We start from the raw sequence: 18,186 nt of genomic DNA, 5'->3' as shown, positions 1-18,186 counted from the left end.
AACTTAATGTGCAGCCGGTTGTATTACCTGGTATTTGCCACTTAAATGCATCAGACTGAACAGATAGAGCAGGCCATCATAATAAGGGTCAAAATATCCGTCGTCGTAGGGTTCAAGTTTTGTGTTCCATAAGGCGTGTACAAGCTCAAGGCTTTTATTGTTTTTACTGATGAGCGCCGTAGCCGCTGCCGTGGCGACAAGGCCAATGGAGTGGCGCAGCTTTTTTACCGGGCCGGCCTGGAGAATAAATTCCGGTCGCGACCCGTCCAGATTAAATTGATCTTCAAACCGGTATATCCCTTTTGAATACAGGAAGTTTTGAAACCTAACGGCGTAATCCTGTTGCCAATTCTTGTCGGCGCCAAACCATACGTAATCCATGGCGATATTCATCGGCACGCGCCACGAATCGTAGCGGAAGCCGCCGGGCATCCAAGCGGTAACATGGGTTTGGCCGCTAAATTCGGCATAGTCAGGGTTCAGGCCGGTTACCGGATCGCAGGTGCGGTGCAAAAAGGCGCGGGAGGTATCGGCGCAATCTTTATAAAACTGTTCGTGCCTGTCTTTGGCATATAAGGCCCACACTTCCATAAATGCGGACAAATGATAGGAGGGATCCGTCCAGTTATAACCGCCGCCCTCCGGCACAAAACTGATCTGCTTATGAGCCGTATTAATGATGTTATAGATATTTCCATTACCGTTCTTCTTCCACATAGCATCTAGTATGCGCCGGGCCTCCAGGTAATAGTTAATGCCGGTTTTATTGCCCCAGCGGTTTGCTGCAAACAACAGGTCGGTAACAAAATATAGTTCGCCGTCCGATGCCGAACCCTCTGAGTTTTTTTTCAGGGTTTGCGGATTAATGCTCCAGGCAAAATAAGCCTCCCTGGGCCCATCCTGGTGCTGCAGGTATTTTTTAGACCAACGCCATATCCGGTCGAACACCTCCTTTTTATTAAGTTGCACGGCTATCATCATTCCGTATGATAACCCCTCCGTGCGCGCGTCATGGTTTTTCAGGTCGGATACATAAGCCATCGTATCGCCCACCGGGAAGTAAACACGATTTGGCCCCTCAAATACGTCATGATAAGCTTTGGCTACCTTTTTATCAATATCGGCCTGGCGGTATCCTGCTTCGCGGAAGAAGTTACGCGGTTGATGTGCCCCTTTATCACGAGCGCCTTGCGACTTTGCAGCTATGGCACACGCGCATATGATCACAGCGGAAAGCAGTGTGCCACTAATATAAAAGGCAAAAGGTCTTTTCATTTTAACAGTATTGCTACAAGCGTGGGCCGGGAAATAATCGGTATTCAAAACTAATTTGTATGCCCTGTTCGCGATAGCAGGATTGTTGAAGTTAGTAGGCCAAATGTTTTACCCGCATGCTGGTAATCAGCAAGAAGCTACCGGCTGCTTTTATGGAGATGTAAGATTTGTTAAGCTTTATGGACGGAATGTTTGCAGCGTGATAACTATTATTTCACAAATAATTTTTTTGATACAGGTTTAGCTGCGCAAATCGCTCAAAAACAGGCACAATGGCTGTGATGATACCAACTTTGAACATTTATGACATGTTTTTTGATGAAAATTAGCACCCTTAATTGTACAAACCCATGAACTTTACCTCATCGCAAATTGCATAACGATGCGATGGCGCGGTACAATAAGCCAATTATAAGTTTCTGATATTTTTTCCTGGTCTGATTGCGAGCCGAAACGAATTTGTTAAAGCACTATTTCAATTTAAAAGTCGCGATAGTTATGCAATCGATTGTTTTTTGAGTTTAGCTATAAATCATGATAAAAGGCTCACTAAACAAAAAGGCAAGGGTTGAAATATTTGATAAGAACCGGTTGGCTGATAATAAAGAACCAATTATTAAACTTGACGATTATGATGAAACCATTTTATCCCTAAACCGATAGCAACATCAAACCTGCCGGGTAAGACCCTGCGGGATCAACAATTATAAACCAATAACAAAACTTTATATGCAAAAACTTCAACTCATTAAATTCATGAAAATTTTCCTGATCACCGTATCAGTGAATTTATTTTCTTATTCCCTTTTTGCACAAACCGTTGCGCTGCATGGCAAGGTTGTAGACGAAAAAGGCGAACCGCTTATTGGTGCCACTATTAAAATAACGGGTACCACAACCGCGGCCACTGCCAACGTAAACGGCGAGTTTACGCTGAACGTGCCCGCCAACACCAGTAAGGTAACCATATCATTTGTAGGTTATACCGATTATGTAAAAACACTGACAAGGGGCGTAACCAATTTGGGCACTATCACCCTGATAGGCAACACCAGCAACCTTAACGAGGTGGTGGTGGTAGGTTACGGTACCTTAAAACGCGAAGATGTTACCGGTACAGTAGCCACCGTTGATGCTAAAGTGTTAAAGGAGATACCCGCATCAAACGTTTTTGACCAGATGAAGGGCCGCGTAGCCGGTTTGGATGTGGTGAGCGGCACCAACGGACCGGTAATTACTTTAAGGGGTAACCGCAGTATCGGGCAAGCCCCGGGTATCGACGGACCGCTGATCGTACTGGATGGCCAGCCGTTTTATAACTCTATCGAGAATATCGACCCGAACAATATCAAAAGCATCGATGTGTTGAAAGGCGCTTCTGCTACAGCTATCTATGGTTCGCGCGGATCGGGCGGTGTATTGTTGATCACCACTAACCGTGGCAGGGTAGGGCAAACCATAACTTCGTACGATACCTATTATGGTATCAATAAGTTAGAGGGCAGCCTGAAAATGCTTAACGGTACACAATTCGCGCAGTTGATAACCGATGCTACACAGGGCGCCTTATTACAAAACAACCAAACGGTTAATAACTACTTCCTTACAGCTATCGAAACCAAGGCGCTTAACGAGGGCATCAGCACCGATTATCCGGCCTTATTATTACGTAACGCCTACACCTGGGATCAAAACCTGCGCGTTACCGGCGGTACCGAAAGGACACAGTTTAACGTGGGCGTGGGCTACCGCACCAATAATACCATCGAGCGTAATAATAACTACACCCGCCGTATAGCCTTGAATGCAGCACTGGATCATAAGATAAACGACTATATTAAATTTGGCCTTAGCACTCAAACCACTTTGCGTTTGATCAACTCGGGCGGTAGCGGCCAGTTGCAACAGGCGCGCTATATCAGTCCGCTGACTTATCCATATAATGCTGACGGCTCCATCAACGCTACCCCACAGTCAGATCAGATCGATGGTACCTTTGTAAACCCGCTGTTGCCGGGCAGTAAGCCAGATCAGTATTATAATTATACCCGCGGCTTTGTTAACAACGATATATTGTATGCCGAGGTTAGTCCGTTGAAGCACTTGAAGTATCGTTACAGCGTGAACTACAATTACTCGCAATCGTTACAGGGTACATATAATGGTATAAACGGCGCCGATCTGACCACCATCGCCAAAACTAACGCCAGCACCATCAACAACTATTCGTACCGCTTAAACCAGGAGCATTTGCTTACCTACGATAACATCTTCGCGGGAAAGCATAGCGTAAACTTTGTGGCCGGTTTCACCAACGAGTTGGCGCACACCGAAAACTCAAACATCAGCGGCACCGGTATCCCATCGGATGCTAACAAGAACTCTAACTTAGGTTTGGCCCAGACCATCAGCAGCGTTGGCGGATCGTTCAGCGAACAGGGTTTGGTATCATACATCGGCCGTTTAAACTACGCGTTCGACCGCAAGTATGATGTTACAGCCACCATCCGCTCGGATGCTAACTCGGCACTGGCCGACGGGCATCAGCGCACCACCTATCCGTCATTAGGTTTAGGCTGGGTGATCAGTAACGAAAACTTCATGAAGAAGTACGATTTTATTGATAACCTGAAGCTGCGCGGCGGCTACGGCGAAACATCAACTATTACCACAATTTCGCCTTATACCACCTTAGGCCAGTTGAACGCCGTTAAATACCAGTTTGGTAGCGTAGCGGCAGGCGACGCGCAGGGTGTATTAGTAAGCACGCTGGTAAACCCTACCTTAACCTGGCAACGATCGGCCGAGTATAACCTGGCTTTAGACTTTGCTATACTGAAAAGCCGCATCACCGGTTCGGTGGAGGTTTATAAAACCCGCACTACCGGCCTGATATTGCCAAATAACTTACCGGTAACTACCGGCGCGCGTTCGCAGATCACTAACCTGGGTACATCTGAAAACAGGGGCCTTGAAGTTACCCTGAGCAGCATTAACGTGCAAAATGCCAGGGGCATTAACTGGTCTACCGATTTCAACATCGCGTTCAGCCGTGAGGAAGTGGTTTACCTGCCAAACGGTGGCGCTTCGATCATCGGTTCGGGCGAATTTGTTGGTCAGCCTTTAAACGTGATCTACGATGTTAAGAAATTGGGCATCTGGCAAACCAGCGAGGCTACCCAAGCCGTTACCTTTGGGCAAAAGCCAGGTTCGATTAAGGTAGAGGATTATAACCATGACGGCAAGATCGACTTTAACGACGATCAGATCATCGGCCACTTTAACCCTAACTATACCTTTGGCTTAACCAACCGTGTAAGCTATAAGAACTTCGATTTAAGCCTGGTGATACAGGGCCGCATGGGCTTTACTACTGTTGTGCCTTATGTATCGTCGTCTAACTCATCAACCAATGGCTGGCAGTTTCTTAACCAGGGCCGCCATAACCAGCCGGTGCTTGATTACTGGACGCCAACCAACCCAACAAACGCCTTTCCTGAGCCCAACTCTTACGCGCCTGTTCCGTATTATTCAACGCTGCAATACTATGATGGATCGTTCATCAGGGCAAAAAGCATCAACCTGGGTTATAACGTTCCCGGAAACCTGTTGAAGAAGGTAGGCTTAAGTTCGTTGCGTATCTATGCCAACGTATCTAATCCGTTCTTCCTTTACGCGCCAATCCGTAAACAAAGCTTCTCTGTGCCCGATGCCGAATCTGGCTACAACTTTAACAGCGCTGGCGGCGCGTTCACCAACCCGGCCGATCCATCTGCCAGCGGTAATATTGGCGGCACCAATAGCGGCACCGGCGGTACTAACTTCCGCGGGGTAGCTATAAGCGCCGGCACGCAAACACGCGACTTTATTTTGGGCATTAACGCAAGGTTTTAATTTTATCAACAGAGAGACATGAAAATATTAAATAAATACAGTCTTATTATCGCTGCTACGGCGGCGTTAACAACGGTTACAGGTTGTAAAAAAATGCTGGTAGAACAACCACGCTCGGGCCTGTACCCCGATTACTTTACTACCGCGGGTGGTGTGCAGGCAGCGGTAACCGGTGTATACCAGGACCTGCGCGGAAGCGGCGTCGGCGGCTTTTCGGGCGAGGGTATTGTATACGCTTACGATGGTACCGACGAAAACATCCCCGGTGGCAGCGCGGGCACTAACCCAGCCATATATGGCTCATATAAAGGCATCACCTCGTCAAACGGGCCGGATATTACAGGCCTTTATGTAGATATCAATACGCTGAACGGGGTTTTCCAAAACGCGTCGCTGATCACCGACCCGACCGCGCGTACGCAATTTGTGGCGCAGGCTAAGTTCCTGCGCGGCTTCATCTATTTTTGGCTGGTGCAAATGTATGGTGGTGTTACCGCTACGCAAAAAAGTGGGATCCCGCTGCACTTAACCTTTAACACCCAGGCTACGTCTGCCGACGAACCTGCAAAGCTGACCGATATCTACAAAACCATTATCCAGGATTTTACAGATGCCGCCGCGGGCTTGCCGAATACCATCACCAGCTCGAACCCGTTCTCGGCAGCCGGTATTGGTAAAAGCGCTACAGTTGCAACCGCTAAAGCCTATTTGGCCAAAGCTTATCTTACCCGTGGTTATACCGAAGCTAAGGAAGCTACCGACTTTCAACAGGCTGCGGATATTACAGCTTCCATCATCACTAATAAAGGCACCTACGGGCTGGACCTGTGGCAGGATTATTACGACGCGCACAAACCCGCCAACGATTACGGCAAGGAAAATATGTTTGCCATTGATTACGGGATCAGCGATCCGCTATACTCTAACTATACCCAGCAAAGCTCGGGTGGTTTTGGTATCAACCAGTTATTTGTGCTGGCAAGGTTTAACTATGTAGGCCCTGGTGTAGATAATGTTGCCGGTATTGATGCTGTTCCGCAAAAGATGGGTGGTAGCGCGGGTATGGTGCGCGATGTTTATAACGGCCGTCCATACATCCGCTTAGCGCCAAATAAGCCTTACACCATGGATGTGGCCTTTGCCGATCAGATCCACGATACCCGTTACGATGCTACGTTCCAAACCTTTTGGATCTGCACCAATCCTAACGTAACCGCCGGCCTAAAAAGCGACCGTGTTACATCAAAGGGTAAGCTGGTGGCTACCACCTCATCTATTCCGCCGGCAGGTGGCGCTTTGAGCGCTGCTCCTGGTCAGGCCGCGTCGATAGTGCCTATGGATGGCGATACCGCTATCCTGATGCCAAGCGCCGATGTAACCATGGCCCGCCGCGATGGCTTTAAAGGTTTGATAGTTACGCCGAAGCAATTTAACAGCACCATCTTCCCAACGGTTAAGAAGTTTGACGACCCTAAACGCGCCGGGATCCTCGATTTTTCGAGCCGCCCGATCGTAATGATGCGCTTTTCTGAAGTGTACCTGATGAACGCCGAAGCTAACTATATGCTGGGTAATGCTGCCAACGCCGCTGCCTCGTTAAACGTGTTAAGGCAGCGCGCCGCTTATCGTAATACAGATGATGCCGCGCTTACCGCCAAGAACCAGTTCTATGTAACTGCTGCAACAATGGCTACAGCCAACGCCACCAATGCCGCCGCCATGTTGCTGACACCAGCCCAAACCGCCTTATTAGCTATACCAAACAATACAACAACAACTACTACCCTGTGCGGTATGGATTTGATACTGGAAGAGTATACCCGGGAGTTATATGGCGATCCGCGCCGTTGGTTCGATTTGGTGCGCACGCAGCAACTGGTTAGGCGCAACCAAATGTATAATACCATAAGCGGCCCTAATGTGCAGGCTTATCATGCGCGCTGGCCAATTCCGCAAACGCTTATTAACGCGGTATTGTCGGGGCCTGCGTACCCTCAAAACAATGGATATTAAATGTTGGTAATATCAATGGTTTATTTAAGCTGCCCGGTTTTCCGGGCGGCTTTTTAATTGCCTGTAATATTACTACCTTGACTTTGAAACACCATGTTGTTGCTTTTATAAACCCGGGACATTCCCATCTAAATAAAGAGAGATCACCGATATGAAAAAGTGCTTATACCTGGCTTTACTGGCTTCGTCAACCGCCTTCGCGCAAACTAATTATCCGCCGCCTGTTAATTTCACCGCCGAGCAGGACCACCAAAACATGATGGAGCAATTAGGCATAAAGGCTTTACGGCCCGGCCCAAGCGGGAACGAAAAAGCGCCCAACCATGCCAATTATGATGAAGCCCTGGCCAATCCATATCCCAACTTGCCCGAAGTGCTTACGCTTAAAAACGGTAAGAAGGTAAGCACTGCCGACCAATGGTGGAAGCAGCGCCGCCCCGAAATTGCAGAAGATATGGACCGCGAAGTTTATGGCCGCGTCCCTAAAAATGTACCCGCTGTAAACTGGACGGTTAAGGTTACTGATAAGGAGTTTGTGGGCCGCACGCCGGTGATCGCGAAGCGTATTACAGGGCATGTAGATAATTCGGCTTACCCGTTGATAAATGTAGATATTGATATGGTGCTGGTGGTGCCTGCCAATGCTAAGGGACCGGTGCCGGTGCTGATGATGTTTGGCCCGGCGCGTTTGCCCGCCCCGGCGCAACCTAATCCTGAAGCACTTGAAAAGATCAATACTGCTTTAAGAAAATTATTAGCTCAAAGCGATCCGGAAGTAAAGGCTATCTTAGAACAATATCCCGCTTATCAGCCCGTTGCTGCTGCCCCTGGTCCCGGATTTCCGGGATTTGGTCCGCCGCCCGCGGCTAAAGAACCGACACCTGATGTACCGGGTGTGCCGGGTGTAAATAATGATCCGCCATCAACCGAGCAACTGATTGCCGATGGATGGGGATATGCTTTTATTAACCCGGCAAGTATCCAGGCTGATAATGGCGCGGGATTAACCAAAGGCATCATCGGCTTGGTAAATAAAGGCCAGCCACGCAAGCCCGATGATTGGGGTGCGCTGCGCGCCTGGGCCTGGGGCGCCGGGCAGGCGCTTAATTACCTGGAAGCATCCGAACCTGCTGTGAACGCTAAGCAGGTGGGCATCGAAGGTGTATCCCGCTACGGCAAGGCCGCACTGGTTACCATGGCCTACGAACCCAGGTTTGCCATGGTTTTGGTGGGTTCCTCAGGCGAGGGCGGCGCAAAGCTTAACCGCCGTAATTTTGGCGAGGCCGTAGAAAGCCTGACCGGCGGCGAGTACTACTGGATGGCCGGCAACTTTATGAAGTATGGTGCTTCCGACGCGAATTTCGGCAGCAAGACCGCCAACGATATCCCTGTGGATTCGCACGAGTTGATAGCGATGTGCGCGCCGAGGCTGACATTCATCAGCTACGGGATCCCTGAGAAAGGCGATGCTAAATGGCTGGATCACCAGGGGAGTTATATGGCGGCGGTGGCCGCGCAGCCGGTATATAAATTATTGGGGGCGAAGGGACTTGGTGTATCCGATAATTATCAAACCGAAAAAATGCCCCCGGTAAACACCCCGCTGCTTGATGGCCAACTGGCCTGGCGCCAACACGATCAGGGGCACCAGGACCAGGCCAATATGAAATGGTTTATCAAATGGGCCGATAAAAACATCGGTTGGCCGGCAACCCGTTGATCCAACTTGTCTTTTGAACAGGAATTGCATCGATTTTAAACATTTGTAGTAGTACATATTATTGCCGCGGCATATATTTGGGATAGCCATTTGTAAATTATTGCTGTTAAATAGCGATTTGAATACCCAATTATGCCTGATAAACTCATGAGTCCCCGCAAGCGTGTTTCGCTTATGCCGAAATGGTTATTTGGCCGTGTTTGCCTGTTGTTACTGCTGGCAGCACAGGCAAGTTTTGGGCAGCAGGAACTTAACTTTACCGCGCTGACCACCAAGAACGGCATGTCGGCCAATACGGTCAATGTTATTTTGCAGGATCATAAGGGGCTGATATGGCTGGGCACCAGCGATGGCTTGAATAAATTTGACGGCACCAACTTCACGGCTTATATCCATAACGAACAGGACAGCACCAGTCTGCCGGCTAACGAGGTGGTTTCCCTGCTGGAAGATAATACCGGCAAACTATGGGTAGGCACCAGCGGCGGCGGATTGGCTTATTACGATCAGCAGCACGATGTATTTGTGAGTTATAAGGGCGATAAGTCGATAAGAAAAACCCAGCCTGTAACGGCCCGCGCCTTTTACCAGGACCATGAAAAAAACCTTTGGATAGGTAGTTACGGCGGCTTCAGGATTATTGACCCAAGCCTGAAAAAAGTTGATTATGTGGATATCACAAGGCTGGTCACCAATACGGTAAATACCCCGGTCATCCTGTCGTTTTTCGAGGACCGCTTGCATCGGATGTGGATAGGCACCAATGCGGGTCTGCTGCTTTACGACAGGGGCAGCAATAGCTTCACCCGCTTCGCGCATGCCGATAATGATGCTACCAGTTTAAGTGGCGACGAAGTGCGGGGTATCGCACAGGATGCCGGTGGGAGGCTGTTTTTTGGGACCAATAAAGGTTTAAACATGTTGCGGCCCGGCGAAAAAACATTTGGGGTGTTTAAGCATGCCGATGGCGAGCCGGCATCCATCGTGAGCAACCTAATTTATACGGTTGTAGCCGCCCCGAACGGAAAATTGTGGATTGGCACCGAGGAGGGTCTGAGCATTTTTGACTGCACCACCTTTAACAGCGTCAACATTAAGCCGGATAGGCGTAAATCATACAGCCTGACCAATAAATGTGTACGAAGCATCTACTTTGCAAAAAAGGGGATCGTTTGGCTGGGTACCTACCAGGGCGGCGCCAATAAGTTAGACCCTAACCTGGCCTTGTTTAATTTAAAGCGGGGTACGCCGTTTGATCCGCATGGGTTGTCGTCATCAGTAGTTACGGCTTTTGCCGAGTATAAAAAGGGCGAAATATTTGTAGGTACCGATGGCGGCGGGCTGCATTTTTTTGATCGTTACACCGGCCTGTTCAATCATTACGATATTAAAAGCAAAGCCGATCATTCCGGTAATTCCCTGCCCATTATGGCGCTGGAGCTGGACGCGCAAAAAACACTTTGGATAGGCACTTATCAAAATGGGTTGTTTGCCTTTAACCCGGCATCGGGAACCTATAAACAATACCTGGCCGATGGGACCTCGCACGAGCCGAGTCAAAACGACATCTTTTTTGTAAAGCAGGATTCGAAGGGGCTGATATGGATAGGCACTAATGGCCGTGGGGTTGATGTGCTTGATCCGCGCACCCAAACTTTTGTGAATTATAACAACCGGGCTGTTAAAGGCAAAGCAGTTATGCCCCTGAACGGCTTTATGCGGGCCATAGCCGAAGACAGGAACGGCGATATCTGGCTGGGCTCTGCCGGTAGCGGCCTCGCTGTTTATCACCCGGGCAATGGTCAGTTTAGGCTTTACGACAGGGTAAACAGCCAGCTTTCCAACGATGGTGTGCTTAGCATCCTGCACGATCATTTGGGTAATACCTGGGTAGGCACAAATAGCGGCGGTATTAACCTCTTTCATCCCGACAGGCAAAAATTCACCCACCTTACCGAAGCCGACGGTTTGGCCAACGGTGTGGTTTATAAAATGGTGGAAGATGCCGCCGGCACGATATGGATCAGTACAGATAAAGGCATCAGCAGTATTGATCCTAAAACAAAAAAGATCAAGAATTTTGGCCGCCCCAACGGGGTGCAGGACAGCCCCTTTGTGTTAGGTGCAGGTATGGTCACATCAAGCGGCGAATTGTTTTTTGGCGGGCAGGATGGCTTCAATTACTTTACGCCATCAACCCTGCCGGTTCATAGCGATGTCCCGACGGTTTTATTAACCGATTTGAAAGTGGCTAATAACAAAGTAGTGCCCGGCGCCAACGCCCCCCTGCGCGAACAGATCAGCAGCGCGAAGGATATCTACCTTGATTATGGCCAGAATTTCGCTATCAGTTACGTAGCGCTGAATTATACCGCCCCCCAGCAAAATCAATATGCGTATAAACTCATCGGCTTCGATCACGACTGGAACAAGGTTGGCAGGGAAAAAACAGCCTATTATACCAATATCGATCCGGGCGATTATGTGTTTCAGGTGCAGGCCAGTAATAACGATGGGTTGTGGAGCACCAGGCAGGGTACCGCTATTAACATACATGTGCGGCCGCCGTTGTGGCGTACACCTTATGCGTACTTCCTTTATGTTTTAATTATTGCCGGCGGCTTTCTGTACATCAGGCACCGGGGTATCCAAAAAATAAAGAACAAATTGGCGTTGGAGCAGGAAAAAATAAACGCCCGCAAGCTGATAGAACAGCAACGCCGTGAAGCAGAGTACATCCACGAGCTGGATATGCAAAAGATCAAGTTCCTGACCAACCTGAGTCACGAGTTCCGTACGCCCATCTCGCTGATGCTGGCCCCGGCCGATAAGTTGCTGGCCACGCAAAAAGACCCGGCGGTAAGCAGCCAGGTAAAAATGATCAGGCGCAACGCCCGCCGCTTGCTTAACCTGGTGAACCAATTGCTGGATTTCCGCAAGATGGAGGAGCAGGAGTTAAAGCTTAACCTTACACAGGGCGATCTGATCGGCTTTATTAAAGAAGCGGCAGAGTCTTTTCACGATCTTTCCGACCGGAAAAAGATCGCGCTGTCTATCGCCAGTACAGCACCATACATGTTTGCCCAGTTTGATCATGACAAGGTGGAACGCGTTATTTTCAACCTGCTGTCTAACGCTTTTAAGTTTACCGGCGAGGGCGGGCAGGTGCAGGTAAAAATGTCGGTTTCGCATCATGATGCCCTGCATCCGCTAACGCTTTATATCACCATAGCCGATACCGGCATTGGTATCGACCCGGAAATGCGTCCGCGCATCTTCGACCGCTTTTTTATGGAAAGCAAGGCGTCTTCCATCTTAAACCAGGGCAGCGGGATCGGCCTATCCATCACCCGGGAGTTTGTGCAGTTGCATGGCGGAGAAATTACTGTTGAAAGCGAGCCGGGCAAGGGCACTACCTTTAACATCAAGCTGCCGGTTATTGGCGCTACCATGCCTTTTGCCGATGAAATTACCGACCGTGAAGAATTACGCGATACCGTACAAGCAGGCGATGCGCCTTTGCAGACCGAAGCTGGCGCGGTTATGAATAAGCTGCCGGTGGTTTTGCTGGTTGAAGATAACGAGGAGTTTAGATATCATTTAAAGGATAGCCTGCAAAGCTATTACCAGATCCTGGAGGCAAAGGATGGCAAGGAGGGCTGGCAAAAAGCCCTGTCCGGGCATCCGCAGTTAATTGTAAGCGATATCGGCATGCCGTATATGAACGGGATTGAACTGAGCCAGAAGATCAAAACGGATAAGCGCACTAACCATATCCCGGTTATCCTGCTTACCGCCAGCAGTGCCGAAGAAGATCAATTGAAGGGTTTGGAATCAGGCGCTAATGATTACCTCACCAAGCCGTTCAAGTTCGACATCCTGAATACCAAAATTAAAAACCTGCTGGTATATAACCGATCGCTTAAGGATGCCTACTCGCGCCAAATACAGGTTACCGGTAAGGAGATCGAAATTGAATCGACCGATGCCAAACTGCTTAATACCATCGTACAATATATCGATGCCAAGCTTAACGACCCCGAACTATCCGTAGAGGAACTGAGCAGGCATGTGGGCATGAGCCGGGGTTCGCTGTATCATAAATTGCTGGAGTTGACAGAACTTACCCCTATCGAATACATCCGCTCGGTTAAATTGGAACGGGCCGCCGTATTGCTGGAAAAGAGCGATTACAACGTGGCCCAGATAGCCTATATGACCGGCTTCGGGACCCCGAGCTATTTTTCGCGCCTGTTTAAAAGCAGGTATAATGTATTGCCATCCGAATATATTACAGCTAACCGAAAGGATAACCGCTCGAGGCTGGAAGGGCAATATTATTAGGCAATCTTTTTTTATCGGCCCAACAGCCTAATTTATGCCGGATATCTTGATCTGGATACATTTATGCTATGTTTTTTGCTGAAACCTGTTATCGCTGGTTTGTGCTTATGCGGAAATTAGGCACGATAACATATCGTATCAATATTATTAAAAAAGCTTCAGTTATGTTTACCCATATATCCAATTTAAGCTTATAAAGGCAGCTAATACTTACAGGTAATTGTCAATAATTTCGGTAAAAAATCCATGTAACATAAAATTGACTGGTAATATTAATAAATCATTGATTATCAAATATTTAAACTAAAAACACATCGAAATTATGTTACATTGTGTTAACCTTTTTTGGTTTATGTTTACGCTTAGGGGTACTATTTTAAGCCGCTTGGCGAGCCTGAAAACCGTTCAAATTATAAAACCCAAAAGGGGCATCCTGTATCATTTTCCAAAGCTCATTCTGTTTTACTTATTGCTCAATTTGCAACCGGTTTCGGCGGCTATTGATACGGGGAACTATGTGAGCAACCGGGCCGTTGCTCACGCCTTCCCCTTATCGGCAGGTAAAGCTTCCGCACCCTTGTATGTGAGCGGTGATGATTTTACGGGCGTTGTCCGTGCAGTAAAAGATCTGCAGCATGATATTACCGCCGTAACCAATACCCAGCCTGCATTATTGATGGGTAAACCGTCGGGCAAAAGGGTGGTCATCATCGGCACCATCGGGCACTCGCCGCTTGTTGATGGACTAATTGCCGCCGGGAAACTTAATGTGAAAAACATCAAAGGCAAATGGGAAACCTATGTTTTACAGGTAATCGATAAACCGTTCCCCGGTTTAGACCAGGCGCTGGTAATTGCAGGCAGTGATAAAAGAGGGACGATCTTTGGTGTTTACGATCTGTCGTCGCATATCGGCGTATCGCCCTGGTATTGGTGGGCCGATGTGCCGGTAAAGCAGCAGGCATCGCTTTATATATTGCCCGGGCGGCATACTGCAGGAACGCCTGCTATAAAGTATCGCGGAATCTTTATTAATGATGAGGCGCCCGCTTTTTCGGGCTGGGCAAAAGCAAAGTTTGGTGGCGTTAATCATGAACTGTACGCGCACATGTTCGAACTGATACTGCGCCTGAAGGGCAATTACCTGTGGCCGGCTATGTGGGGCAATGCCTTTAACGATGATGACCCGCTTAACCGCAAAACAGCCGATGATTACGGTATTGTGATGGGCACATCGCACCATGAACCGATGGACCGGGCACAGCAGGAATGGAAGCGCTACGGCACCGGCGACTGGGACTACGAAAAAAATGGCGAGGTGCTGAGAAGCTTTTGGCGAAAGGGCATTGAAAATATGGGTAATGCCGAAACGATAGTAACCGTAGGCATGCGCGGCGATGGCGATAAACCCATGCAGGATGGCACTAATATTACCCTGCTGGAAAACATTGTGGCCGATCAGCGTAAGATCATTGCCTCGGTAACCGGCAAGCCTATCGAAAAAACACCGCAAATGTGGGCCCTTTACAAGGAAGTGCAGGACTATTATGATAAGGGCATGCGCGTACCCGACGATGTTACCCTGCTGCTGTGCGATGATAATTGGGGCAACATCCGTAAGCTACCCGAACTGAATGCAAAACCCCGGGCAGGCGGTTACGGCATTTACTACCACTTTGATTACGTGGGTGGTCCGCGCAATTACAAATGGATAAATACCAACCCCATATCAAAGGTATGGGAGCAAATGCACCTGGCTTACCAGCACCGTGTAGATAAGGTTTGGATAGTAAACGTTGGCGATCTGAAGCCGATGGAGTTCCCGATATCCTTTTTCTTAGATTATGCCTGGAACCCCGATAAGATAGGTCCCGGCAATCTGCAAGCTTATACCAAACAATGGGCAAGCCGGCAGTTTGGTAATAAATATGCAGGCGACATCGCCGGTATTCTAACCACTTATACTAAATATAACGGCCGCCGTAAACCAGAGTTACTGAACGAAAACACCTATAGCCTTATCAATTATAACGAATTTGAAACCGTTGTTAACGATTATCAGCAGCTAAATAACCGCGCCGATTCTTTATACAAACTGATGCCCCAGCAATATAAAGATGCCTATTATGAGCTTGTGCTGCACCCGGTGGCTGCATCGGCCAATTTGTATCAGCTGTATTACGCCACAGCGCTTAATCATTTGTACGCGAAGCAGGGCCGCGCGGCAACCAATGCCATGGCTGCAAAAGTAAAGGCTTTATTTGATAACGACGCGGCCATATCAGCCTATTACAACACGCAACTGGCCGGCGGCAAGTGGGCGCATATGATGGATCAAACACATATCGGTTACAAAATATGGCAGGAGCCTAAGCGGGATACCATGCCGAGGATAACCGAAATAACCCTGCCCGGAAAAGGCAGCCTGGGTGTAGCTGTAGAGGGCAGCAGTGATTGTTGGCCGGGTTCATCTATCACCCCGGAACTGTCTGCCTTTAATAACCTTGAGCGGCAAAGACATTTTATCGAATTGTATAATAAAGGCCGTACACCTGTAAGTTATGCCATTAATGCAGAGGGTTTTATCAGGTTATCATCCTCAAAAGGAACTATAGATCAGCAAAGCAGGATATATGTTGATGTTGACTGGAGTAAAGTGCCGGGAACACGCCTTGCTACAATCAATATAACAGGTTCGGATGGTACAAAGATCGCCGTTAACGCACGCCTTAATAAGCTTGGTAATAGCAATACTAAGGGTTTTATTCAAACCGAACCGGCCGTTGCTATTGAAGCAGCCCACTATCAAAAAAAGGTATCGGATGACCGGTATCAGTGGATAGAAATACCCGGTTACGGGCGGACGTTATCGGCCATGACGGTTGTTCCTGCGGTGGCTGTACACAAATTGGCAGGAAATGAAAAGGCACGCCTTGAGTATGTGGTGAAGTTTACAGATACCGGCAAAGTGGTCATAAAAGCCTACCTGTCGCCAACCATCGATTTTACCCGTGATAAAGTCTTACGCTATGCCATCTCTTTAGATGATGAAGCGCCACAACTAAAGCCATTTAATGCCGAGGCCGACCCAAGGACCTGGAGCAAGGCCGTGAGCGATAACGTTAATATCATAACCACGCAGCACCATATTGCTAAAGCCGGTACCCATGTAATTAAGTTTTGGGTGCAAAGCCCCGCTGTGGTACTGGAAAAGCTGGTTATTGATACCGGGAGCGGGACGAAGCCAAGTTATCTCGGCCCGCCGGAAAACTTTCGGGTAGATTGATGGCCATTATTATTTGCCTTGTTTATCGCGGATAAATTTGATCAGCGTATTCATGTTTTTGATATACTGGATAGTTGATATGTAATCCTGCTCACTGGTATCACGGTAAGGCGAGGTGTCGGTTTTATCGCCCACATGGGTGCCAGAAAAAGCGTTGGTTTCCTCCTTACTGGTGCCATCGCCAATATAAGGGTTGCTGATCATGGCGTGCTTGGTGAGCCAGCGGCCTTTATTATCAAGGGTGCTTATAATTTGATTAACCTCAGTTTCATTTACAGGGCTTTGTATGGCATCACGGTTCAGGTCGTAATAATGTTGGGGTGAAGCGTTGCCTTCAAATTTGCGGGGCAGTATCGGCGAATCCTTGGTGGCTTCCTTTACGCTTAAAGCGCTTAGTCGGGCATATTCGTCCTTTAATTTCTGAACATCCACAATTGTCTTCCCCCGGTAATGACCAAGCAGGTTCTGATCGTTCTCATCCACATAATACTTACCATATATCACGTTAGATCCCTTGCGGTGCACATAAATGGGTTTATTGGTAACCACATCAACAAATGTGGAATGTGTGTATATCCCGTTCGCGGTTTTATCGGCTGGCAGATGCGCTTTTTCCAGCCAGTTAATGGCATCGGGGATATGGGCGAGATACTTACGGTCGCCGGTGTACTGGTAAAACTTCATCAGCAGCATAGCATTGCCGTAGGTGTATTTGGGCAGATAGGCGTCCGGTTCATAAGTGCGTGCGCCAACGGGTTCAAGCTGCATGTTGTATTGCTGGCCCCAGGCGCCGTTGCCGCTTTGCGAAATGAGGTAGAAGTTCATTCCACGGGTAATCGCGTCCAGCAGGCGGGCATCGCCCAGTGTCATATAGCATTGTGCTAAAAAGTTGACGTTCTCCCAGGTAACGTCATCATTGAAAGTATAAAACGAGGTGTAATCGGGATGGCCCGCCTTGTTAAAATCATACCTTAAGGGATAGCGCTGCGGCCAGCCGCCGATGGGGTACTGGCTTTTCAACAAAAAGGCGATGGCTTTGTCCAGCGCGGGCTTATATTTAGGGTCGAGTTTTTCCAGGTACATGCGTAAAAGAAAACGTGCCGCATCCGACGATACATCATCATCGTAAGTATCGTTACCATAATAATGCTGAAACTCCTCCAGCCGCCAGCCATTTTTGCCGATGGTATTATACCACGTTTTTAATGAGGCATCGCCGGCGAAGTCGATCATATAATTCCAGCCGCCCTCGTTGCTTTGGCCCCAAATTAAACCCGCCGCGGCCTTTTCGGCAGCCTGGTAATAATACTCTTCGCCGGTTACATGATAGGCATCCAGCAGCGTATGGCCAACGCTCACCGTGCCGCCGTCCTGTATCCACACCATAGTTTTATAAGCCTCCATCTCGCCCCAGCGGCGCGACAGATCGGGCAGGTAATACCAAACGTAACCACCGTTTGTGCTCACGTTTTCGGTCATGAATTTGGTGGCTTTAAGCATGGCCTGCCCGGCTTGCTGCACCTGCTTGTTTTGCTGCGCGAAAGTTTGTGCTGAAATAAATGTAGTCGCCAGCCCTAAAAATACCGGTCTGAAACGGTTAGTGGTGCGGAAAAAATTGAGCATAGGGGTATGATATCAGGTTAATAATTCAAGT

Annotated in this window: 7 protein-coding genes; 5 read left to right on the top strand and 2 right to left on the bottom strand. The window is 48.5% G+C overall.

The window, feature by feature from the left end:
* Window positions 1-3 precede the first annotated feature (3 nt).
* A complete protein-coding gene (locus HQ865_RS13530; RefSeq protein WP_173415403.1) occupies window positions 4-1,275 on the bottom strand; it encodes a glycosyl hydrolase family 8 in 1,272 nt (423 codons plus the stop codon).
* 729 nt (window positions 1,276-2,004) lie between these two features.
* On the opposite strand from HQ865_RS13530, the gene HQ865_RS13525 reads away from it, so the two are divergent.
* From HQ865_RS13525 to HQ865_RS13505, 5 genes are all read left to right on the top strand, one after another.
* Window positions 2,005-5,169, top strand: coding sequence for a SusC/RagA family TonB-linked outer membrane protein (locus HQ865_RS13525; protein WP_173415402.1), 3,165 nt, complete (start codon window positions 2,005-2,007; stop codon window positions 5,167-5,169).
* An 18-nt stretch (window positions 5,170-5,187) separates the two neighbouring features.
* Window positions 5,188-7,182, top strand: coding sequence for a RagB/SusD family nutrient uptake outer membrane protein (locus tag HQ865_RS13520; protein ID WP_173415401.1), 1,995 nt, complete (start codon window positions 5,188-5,190; stop codon window positions 7,180-7,182).
* Between the two features lie 151 nt (window positions 7,183-7,333).
* Window positions 7,334-8,902 carry a glucuronyl esterase domain-containing protein gene (locus HQ865_RS13515; protein ID WP_173415400.1) on the top strand — a complete coding sequence of 523 codons (1,569 nt, stop codon included), beginning with the start codon at window positions 7,334-7,336 and terminating at the stop codon, window positions 8,900-8,902.
* 132 nt (window positions 8,903-9,034) lie between these two features.
* Window positions 9,035-13,246, top strand: coding sequence for a hybrid sensor histidine kinase/response regulator transcription factor (locus tag HQ865_RS13510; protein WP_173415399.1), 4,212 nt, complete (start codon window positions 9,035-9,037; stop codon window positions 13,244-13,246).
* Window positions 13,247-13,715: 469 nt separating this feature from the next.
* Window positions 13,716-16,532: a glycosyl hydrolase 115 family protein gene (locus HQ865_RS13505; protein ID WP_237073468.1), complete on the top strand. Its 2,817-nt coding sequence runs from the start codon at window positions 13,716-13,718 to the stop codon at window positions 16,530-16,532.
* Window positions 16,533-16,541: 9 nt separating this feature from the next.
* On the opposite strand, the gene HQ865_RS13500 is transcribed toward HQ865_RS13505, so the two are convergent.
* On the bottom strand, window positions 16,542-18,155 hold the full coding sequence (locus HQ865_RS13500) for a pectate lyase (RefSeq protein WP_173415397.1): 1,614 nt from the start codon (window positions 18,153-18,155) through the stop codon (window positions 16,542-16,544).
* Between the last annotated feature and the right edge of the window lie 31 nt (window positions 18,156-18,186).

Origin of the sequence: Mucilaginibacter mali (genome assembly GCF_013283875.1) — a bacterium.
Classification (GTDB): domain Bacteria; phylum Bacteroidota; class Bacteroidia; order Sphingobacteriales; family Sphingobacteriaceae; genus Mucilaginibacter; species Mucilaginibacter mali.
Note: the sequence above shows the minus strand (reverse complement) of the source record. Positions and strands in the feature narration are given on the sequence as shown.